The following is a 7,523-nucleotide window of genomic DNA, read 5'->3' as shown; positions in this document are numbered from 1 at the left end:
TGAATGGGTTCATGTGCAGCTCCATCAGCAAAAGGGGATGATAAGTTTATCACCACCGACTATTTGCAACAGTGCCATAGATTCTTACGTAGCGTTTCTGGCGTGCATTTTCGGGTGGTTTGTTACTGTTTTTAACGGGGATACGTCAGAAACGCGCTCAGGCCGTCTGAGCGGTACGCGTAATGAGGCGTTATGGTAAATAGCCTATGCTAATGTCCGCTAAGAGCGAGGAGCAGACGTTGAAGGCTAAAAGAAGGCTACTGAATTTGTGGCGATTCAGTCTTCATCCGCACAATGTGGGCAGCCCGTATACCTCATTGTCTCGCCCATTGCTTCACAGGGAGTCCCACAAATTTCACAAGTATCATAGCCTGTATGGATCTCAAGACATCGTGTGCACAGGAAGTTCTCGCCAAACACACAGACCGTTTCATGGCCCTCACAGTGAGCGCAATTTGCTAGGCCATCGGGATACATCATTTCGTCCACATGACGAAAATTCTCCTCATCAAGCAAGTTATACCTTGAGAGTTCTGCGTTACAGGTGCGGCAGATGAAGGTATCGTCATCTTCTTCTTCCACCGGCAGAACCTGGTCTGTATCACACTCAGGACAGGTAAACTTTACATGGCGCTCTGAGTGAAAACAGACGCGACAAGTTTGCTCATAAACGGTAGGACCGTTCTTCCCGACGGCAAGAATTTCCATGATGGCTGCTGGCTTGTGGCAAATGGTGCAGGGATGAAATTCAGCGCCCTCAGTCGCAAGTTGTTCCAGCTCGGGCTGGATATGTTTCAGACGGGCTTCGGCATAAAACTCGTTGCCTCGCAGGAGTTGTGTTTCACCTAATGCCAGTGCCCAGTTGTGTGGTGAAGCAAAATGCTGTTGCCAGTCTTCACGCATTAGTCGGTTCAGTGCAAACCATGCCCGAGCCTGTTCAGCCAGAATGGTCTCCACCTCAGAATCACTAAAAGCTGTATGAAAGAAATGAACTACACGGTTTCGGTGATTGCGAATGGTATTAAACACAGCTTCGGTTTCTTTAGGCAGGGGCTTTTCAAGGATATCCCTCAACCGGGTACAGACATCATCAAAGGACACCGACTGAAAATCACCGGCAAGGTAGCTTTTACGCGATACTTTTTTACCGCTGCAGACCAGCGTCCAGTGTTCGCTGGCAAGGGGTACCTTGAGCAAAATTTCTACAGCTATCCAGAAACTAACTACCGAGTGTTTGTACTGTTTGGCCTCGAACTCTTCACGTGCCTTATCCAGAAAATCCATGCCATTCTTAATGAGAGCCGCCACATCAGCTGCGAGAGGGGCAGGTAATTTTGTTCGTGTATGCATCCTGATCTCCGTTATCACGGGGGGCCGGCAGCTGCTGCAGAGATTAGTGGGTATAGAGGATAAATCTTAGTTGCTGGCTGGCCACCACATCGAGGGCAAAGACTTTGGTGTTGACCTCATTGCACTCAAACTTCTCATGCACCATCAGCCATTGCAGGATCTTCGGATGAACAAGGCCATACAACAGGTGCATTACAAGACTGATCCTACCCAATGTGAGCAAGACCCTAGCGAGGTTATAGTTTCAATAAATTCCGAGCTGAGTCCGCCACAGCACAGTGATTTCGCCACCGATTGTAATCTCACTCGATAAAATTAAACACAGTTATTCGCATCATTTCCCGGCTGGCAATGCGTTCACCGTGGATGCCATATTAGATAGCTCCCTTGGAAACCCTTAACGTCCGCTCCTGGCACAAAGCGGACAGTGATCACCGTTCTTACGACTACTTTCTGACTTCCTTCGTGACTTGCCCTAAGCATGTTGTAGTGCGATACTTGTAATGACATTTGTAATTACAAGAGGTGTAAGACATGGGTAGCATTAACCTGCGTATTGACGATGAACTTAAAGCGCGTTCTTACGCCGCGCTTGAAAAAATGGGCGTAACTCCTTCTGAAGCGCTTCGTCTCATGCTCGAGTATATCGCTGACAATGAACGCTTGCCGTTCAAACAGACACTCCTGAGTGATGAAGATGCTGAACTTGTGGAGATAGTGAAAGAACGGCTTCGTAAGCCTAAGCCAGTACGTGTGACGCTGGATGAACTCTGATGGCGTATTTTCTGGATTTTGACGAGCGGGCACTAAAGGAATGGCGAAAGCTGGGCTCGACGGTACGTGAACAGTTGAAAAAGAAGCTGGTTGAAGTACTTGAGTCACCCCGGATTGAAGCAAACAAGCTCCGTGGTATGCCTGATTGTTACAAGATTAAGCTCCGGTCTTCAGGCTATCGCCTTGTATACCAGGTTATAGACGAGAAAGTTGTCGTTTTCGTGATTTCTGTTGGGAAAAGAGAACGCTCGGAAGTATATAGCGAGGCGGTCAAACGCATTCTCTGAACCAAAGCATGACATCTCTGTTTCGCACCGAGGGTGACACTTCTGCTTTGCGTTGACACCCTCTGATTTAGACAATTGCAGCCATAAAGCCCCGTTGGTGATACAGCAACAAGCGGAGCGTAGTGACGTCATCAGATTGTCAGAGGGATCACACCTTATCAGGATAACCGTGTACCTTTCGGAGCGTGACTGAAACGCTGATAGAACTTGCATGTGGTTTGCAAGAACCAATCACTGTCAACAACGGGTAAAAAGTGATCCACTTACCGCCACCACCAACGGTTTAATATTGATCCACCTTGTTTACTCAGGATTAGCTTCAGCTATAACCCCGGCCTTTCGTTTCTGCTTCAGTCGATAGCTTTCCCCTTTTATTTGCACGACGTGTGAGTGATGTAAGATCCGGTCCAGCATCGCCGATGTCAGCGCTGCATCACCGGCGAACGTCTGATCCCACTGCCCGAACGGCAGGTTGGAGGTCAGGATCATCGCGCTCTTCTCGTAACGTTTGGCGATGACCTGGAAGAACAGCTTGGCTTCCTCCTGACTGAACGGCAGATAACCTATTTCATCGATGATAAGCAGCTTCGGGGCCATGACACCACGATTGAGAGTCGTTTTGTAACGGCCCTGACGCTGTGAAGTGGACAGCTGTAGCAGCAGGTCCGCTGCTGTTGTGAAGCGAACCTTGATGCCCGCCCGTACTGCTTCGTAGCCCATGGCTATCGCCAGATGCGTTTTTCCCACGCCCGATGGCCCCAGCAACACGATGTTTTCGTTACGCTCTATGAAGCTCAGGGATCGCAGCGACTGGATTTGCTTCTGAGGAGCGCCGGTGGCGAAGGTGAAGTCGTACTCCTCGAACGTCTTTACCGCCGGGAAGGCTGCCATCCGCGTGTACATCGCCTGTTTACGCTGATGCCGGGCCAGTTTCTCCTCATGTAACAGGTGCTCCAGGAAGTCCATGTAGCTCCATTCCTGATCCACCGCCTGTTGCGACAGCGCCGGCGCTGCGCCGATAAGACTGTCCAGCTGGAGCTGTTCGGCAAGCACCATCAGCCGTTGATGTTGCAGTTCGACCATCATGCGGCTCCTCTGCAGAACGTGTCATAGATGGAGAGCGGATGATGCAACGGCTGCCTGTCGAAGGTCATCAGGCTTTCATCAACCTGCACGTCATACTGTTTTTTCTCCGGTGGCAGTGCCAGCATGGATTGCTGTTCCTCCACCCAGCGATCGCAGGGGCGGGTCTGGATAGTTTCATGCTTACGTTGATTGGCCACATCGTACAGCCAGCGCAGGCCGTAACGGTTTGCGGTTTCAACATCGACGGTGATCCCCATCGGACGCAGGCGTGTCATTAACGGGATATAGAAGCTGTTGCGGGCGTACTGCACCATCCTCTCCACCTTGCCTTTAGTCTGCGCCCTGAAGGGACGGCACAGGCGGGGAGAGAAGCCCATCTCTTTGCCGAACTGCCACAGGGAAGGATGGAACCGGTGCTGCCCGGTCTGGTAAGCATCACGCTGCAGCACCACCGTTTTCATATTGTCGTACAGGACTTCCTGCGGTACACCGCCGAAGAAGCTGAACGCATTGCGGTGACAGGCTTCCAGCGTGTCGTAGCGCATGTTGTCGGTGAACTCGATGTAAAGCATTCTGCTGTATCCCAGAACAGCGACGAACACATGCAGGGGTGACTTGCCGTTTCGCATGGTCCCCCAGTCAACCTGCATCTGCCGTCCGGGCTCGGTTTCGAAGCGAACGACCGGTTCTGCCTGTGCTGGCAGGGTCTGTTTACGGATGAACTCTCTCAGGATAGTAAGCCCTCCACGATAGCCCAGCTCCATGATTTCCCTGGCAATAACGGTCGCCGGGATTTTGTAGGGATGCGCATCGCTGATCCGCTTAGAGATGTAATCACGGTATTCATCGAGCAGTGATGATGGTGCCGGGCGTGGTGAATACTGCGGCTTTTCAGATTTGGCTTTCAGGTGGCTGCGGACAGTATTGCGCGAAATACCCAGCTTCCTGGCAATGGCCCGGATACTCATTCCCCGCTTGTGCAGGACTTTAATTTCCATACGAATCTCAAAAGTGATCATAAGCTCCCCTGTATTCAGAGGAGCAGATTAACCCCTGGATCAATTTTCAACCGCTGGGGTGGATCAGTTTTGCACCGTTGGTAACAATCACCATTAACCTGTTTACGCAGCCACAGGGCCGCACATCGGGATTAAATGCGGCTTTCAGACGGTGTACCTAAGCATCCTTGGAAGGCTTTGTGCACAAAGCTGCTATGCCCAAGGCTAACTAAAACCCAGTTACCAGAAAGTGCCTCTATCCAAAAAGCCAAAAAATATGCACAAGAGGCCGAGTTTTGGCAGCATGTTGGTAGCAAAATGCACTTTGTTATGGTTTCGGGTGACTCAATGAAAACGTTGGTTACGGTTTTTGCAGTAAAGTGAGTGAGCTAATGTAGTATTCGAAATTTCTGAATATTTCTTATGTGCCAAAAGCAGACCTTGCCAAAGCACGTTGTGCACGTTGCAAGACTTGACCCCAGACTTTCTTAGCGAAGTGTCCACTTTTGCTGGTACGGATCACTCGAAAGTGTTAGCAATAGAGTAGACGCGATATGAAGTTGTGTAGTGGTAAGTGGCACTGTCAACATTGGTGCTCATATCACGGATTCGCAAAACGCGATTATAGAAACTGTTGCCATATTAGACTTATGGTGTTTAATATCAGGAACTTAAAGAATTTATTGAAATGCTCGTTGGTGATTATCTCGCTAAAAAGTGCTAGATAAGAAGCAAAACTAAACCTGTTTTTCTCGAGATGTAGATGTGTTGAGTTTGCAACACGTAGGTAATCCCTTTATTTATTGTTTGAATAGAAATCATGGCTTTAGAACAAGTTATCTACAACCTTGAAGAGGTTAAAGGGCTCTCTGATGAAGAGCTTTACCAACGCCTTTATGATAGTTGGGGCTTGGAAAATCATAAAATTGATGTCTGGGGTGAACTGAGTATTAACGTGGCAGGGAACTGGGCTGGTATCCGTAACGCAAAAACTCTTAGTGGCAACCAAAGCATAGAATACCCTCTGGCTGATTCGCATGAATTGCAATCAGGTGTGTTTTTAACCCCATCAGTAGCAAAAATAGTGTTAGGCAATGACACTAAAGGGATGGTTGCTTGTGAACTGATGTTAGCATCCATCCCGCAAAGAGCTAAAAAAAACAACCCATTTCTATTAGCCGTCAATGATAAGACGGTTGAGCGTTTGACCTATCTGCCCGATGCATTACCTAATTTAGATCGGCAAGCCCTAATTCAAAATGAAGATGAAACACTGCTACGCAAAGTTATTTATGACGCAGAAGTTAAGCGCGTTAAACATAAAATCGCCTCAGAAACAGAAGCGTTAGAGGCAGCGTTGCAAGAAAAACAACAGGATATGACTGACAAGTTGGCGGAGTTGTCAGACGCATTCAAAAGTACACAGGATAAAATCACAGCATCAACGACAGAGCTTGAAAGCTCAATCAAGAGAAATGAAGAACTAAATAATGATAATCATCGGCTAAATCTGAAGATTCAGGAAAGCAAAGCTGAGTTAGACGTCATTATCGAAAAGAGCCGAAAAGTAGAGGAAAGTATGGCAAGAAAAGTCGAGAAACTAACAGATTTCATCAAAGAGAAAGCCATCTTCCTGAAGAGTTTTGAGTTTTTGGATGAGGAAGATTTCGACTTTTTTGTTGGAAGCCCCTTGTCTAATAAGGAGCGTGGTGAACATATCTCTTTTTCACAAGCCCTTTATTCAAACTACAGCGATGCAGTTTCTTACATTCAAGCGTACCTCAAAGAACGAGACATCCTGTACCCTCGCCATATTATCGAGAACTTCCTAACGCTTATTCGCACCAATGATCTCATCATTCTGGCGGGGGACTCAGGCTCAGGCAAAACAAACCTGGTTCAGTCGTTTGCCAAGGCTATTGGTGGGGTATCTAAGATCATTCCGGTTAAGCCTAACTGGACTAGTTCAGAAGATTTGCTGGGCTATTACAATCCCCTAGAGAAGAAATATTTGGCGACACCATTTCTTGAGGCATTGATCGAGGCTAAGCAAAACCCAGATATCCCATACTTCATCTGTTTAGACGAAATGAACCTTGCCCGAGTGGAATATTACTTTGCCGACTTTCTTTCTAAGCTAGAGGAGCGTAACGAGCAACCGACCATTCAACTTTACTCGGATGATGAAGCTGCACACGTTCTTGCCGAGCTAAAAGGGGTTGTTTCTGTCATTTCTAACGCGCAAGAAAAGTTCAGCAAAAATGGCATCGTGGACTTCGTTGCGCTCATGCAAGATGAAGAAATTAACGCTGAAATGAAGCGCGCGTTTGGCTTTAGCGATAAAGACTCACTGATTAAATACCACGGTGATATCAGACGTATGTTGGCAGGTGTTCTCGGCACGCCTTCGTCAATCACGATTCCAGCGAACGTAAGAATTATTGGTGCTATCAACATCGACGAAACAACCCATTACCTCTCACCAAAAATACTTGATCGTGCACACGTGATGAAGTTCAAGAGTCCTTTGCTGACCGACTGGGATGCTATTTTTGATGAGATTGACTCTTACGGGCTCGACGACGTTACTTTACCGCTAGTGTTTGATATTGAAGAGCTTGGTGAGCGTACCCCTTATCCGAAATTTGAACGTTTGAATGAATTCTGCGAGTTATTTACGACTTTAAACCGCGATGTTTTCGACCCGCTTGGCGTGGAATTTGGTATGCGAACTATTCGACAAGGGCTTAACTATGTAAGTTTATTTAGCGATGTAAACGATAATAAGTCTCTGGCCATCAACAACTTTATCGTTCATAAGGTGCTACCAAAATTCACATTTGATGGCGATAAGCAAGTGGGTGATTACAGTAAAGCTGAGCTTGTTAGCCGTGTATTCTTACCTCGCCTTGAGTCGCTGCTGGACAACCAAGTAGAAATAGCGGCGGAGTTTTCATGCACCAAATCGATAGAGCGTTTAGTTAAAACGGCTGAATCGAATGATGGCGTTGTGAACTACTGGGCGTAA

General features: G+C 47.6%; 7 protein-coding genes and 2 pseudogenes. 4 read left to right on the top strand and 5 right to left on the bottom strand.

Annotated elements, in window-relative coordinates:
- Positions 1-276 precede the first annotated feature (276 nt).
- From RYZ59_RS23300 to ydfV, 3 genes and pseudogenes are all read right to left on the bottom strand, one after another.
- Positions 277-1,350 carry a hypothetical protein gene (locus RYZ59_RS23300; RefSeq protein WP_000557466.1) on the bottom strand — a complete coding sequence of 358 codons (1,074 nt, stop codon included), beginning with the start codon at positions 1,348-1,350 and terminating at the stop codon, positions 277-279.
- A gap of 43 nt (positions 1,351-1,393) precedes the next feature.
- On the bottom strand, positions 1,394-1,543 hold the full coding sequence (locus tag RYZ59_RS23295) for a hypothetical protein (RefSeq protein WP_000550473.1): 150 nt from the start codon (positions 1,541-1,543) through the stop codon (positions 1,394-1,396).
- Between the two features lie 206 nt (positions 1,544-1,749).
- Positions 1,750-1,860: pseudogene (gene ydfV / locus RYZ59_RS23290) on the bottom strand (protein YdfV); the annotation flags it as partial.
- A 24-nt stretch (positions 1,861-1,884) separates the two neighbouring features.
- Here ydfV and relB point away from each other — a divergent pair.
- Positions 1,885-2,124 (top strand): type II toxin-antitoxin system antitoxin RelB, encoded by a 240-nt coding sequence (relB, locus tag RYZ59_RS23285; protein ID WP_000534857.1) that lies wholly within the window; start codon positions 1,885-1,887, stop codon positions 2,122-2,124.
- Positions 2,124-2,411 carry a type II toxin-antitoxin system mRNA interferase RelE gene (gene relE, locus RYZ59_RS23280; RefSeq protein ID WP_000323025.1) on the top strand — a complete coding sequence of 96 codons (288 nt, stop codon included), beginning with the start codon at positions 2,124-2,126 and terminating at the stop codon, positions 2,409-2,411. Before relB ends, relE begins: the two co-directional genes overlap by 1 nt.
- 303 nt (positions 2,412-2,714) lie before the next feature.
- Here relE and istB read toward each other — a convergent pair whose 3' ends face one another.
- The gene (gene istB / locus RYZ59_RS23275; RefSeq protein ID WP_001531258.1) at positions 2,715-3,497 is read right to left on the bottom strand and encodes an IS21-like element ISSen3 family helper ATPase IstB; all 783 of its coding nucleotides are present in this window, start codon (positions 3,495-3,497) and stop codon (positions 2,715-2,717) included.
- On the bottom strand, positions 3,494-4,516 hold the full coding sequence (gene istA, locus RYZ59_RS23270) for an IS21-like element ISSen3 family transposase (RefSeq protein ID WP_286547878.1): 1,023 nt from the start codon (positions 4,514-4,516) through the stop codon (positions 3,494-3,496). Before istA ends, istB begins: the two co-directional genes overlap by 4 nt.
- Positions 4,517-4,654: 138 nt before the next feature.
- Here istA and RYZ59_RS23265 point away from each other — a divergent pair.
- Together RYZ59_RS23265 and RYZ59_RS23260 are read left to right on the top strand one after the other, a co-directional pair.
- Positions 4,655-4,879: pseudogene (locus RYZ59_RS23265) on the top strand (hypothetical protein); the annotation flags it as partial.
- Between the two features lie 436 nt (positions 4,880-5,315).
- Complete coding sequence (locus RYZ59_RS23260; protein ID WP_001162839.1) at positions 5,316-7,523, top strand: AAA family ATPase; 2,208 nt, start codon at positions 5,316-5,318, stop codon at positions 7,521-7,523.

It is taken from the genome of Citrobacter sp. HN-141 (assembly GCF_033341895.1).
Lineage (GTDB): Bacteria > Pseudomonadota > Gammaproteobacteria > Enterobacterales > Enterobacteriaceae > Citrobacter.
Note: the sequence above shows the minus strand (reverse complement) of the source record. Positions and strands in the feature narration are given on the sequence as shown.

Bases quoted from the DNA above. Each gene is read 5' to 3' on its own strand.
- relB (WP_000534857.1), top strand. From the start codon at position 1,885: ATGGGTAGCATTAACCTGCGTATTGACGATGAACTTAAAGCGCGTTCT.
- RYZ59_RS23260 (WP_001162839.1), top strand. From the start codon at position 5,316: ATGGCTTTAGAACAAGTTATCTACAACCTTGAAGAGGTTAAAGGGCTC.
- RYZ59_RS23300 (WP_000557466.1), bottom strand. From the start codon at position 1,350: ATGCATACACGAACAAAATTACCTGCCCCTCTCGCAGCTGATGTGGCG.
- istB (WP_001531258.1), bottom strand. From the start codon at position 3,497: ATGATGGTCGAACTGCAACATCAACGGCTGATGGTGCTTGCCGAACAG.
- istA (WP_286547878.1), bottom strand. From the start codon at position 4,516: ATGATCACTTTTGAGATTCGTATGGAAATTAAAGTCCTGCACAAGCGG.
- RYZ59_RS23295 (WP_000550473.1), bottom strand. From the start codon at position 1,543: ATGCACCTGTTGTATGGCCTTGTTCATCCGAAGATCCTGCAATGGCTG.
- relE (WP_000323025.1), top strand. From the start codon at position 2,124: ATGGCGTATTTTCTGGATTTTGACGAGCGGGCACTAAAGGAATGGCGA.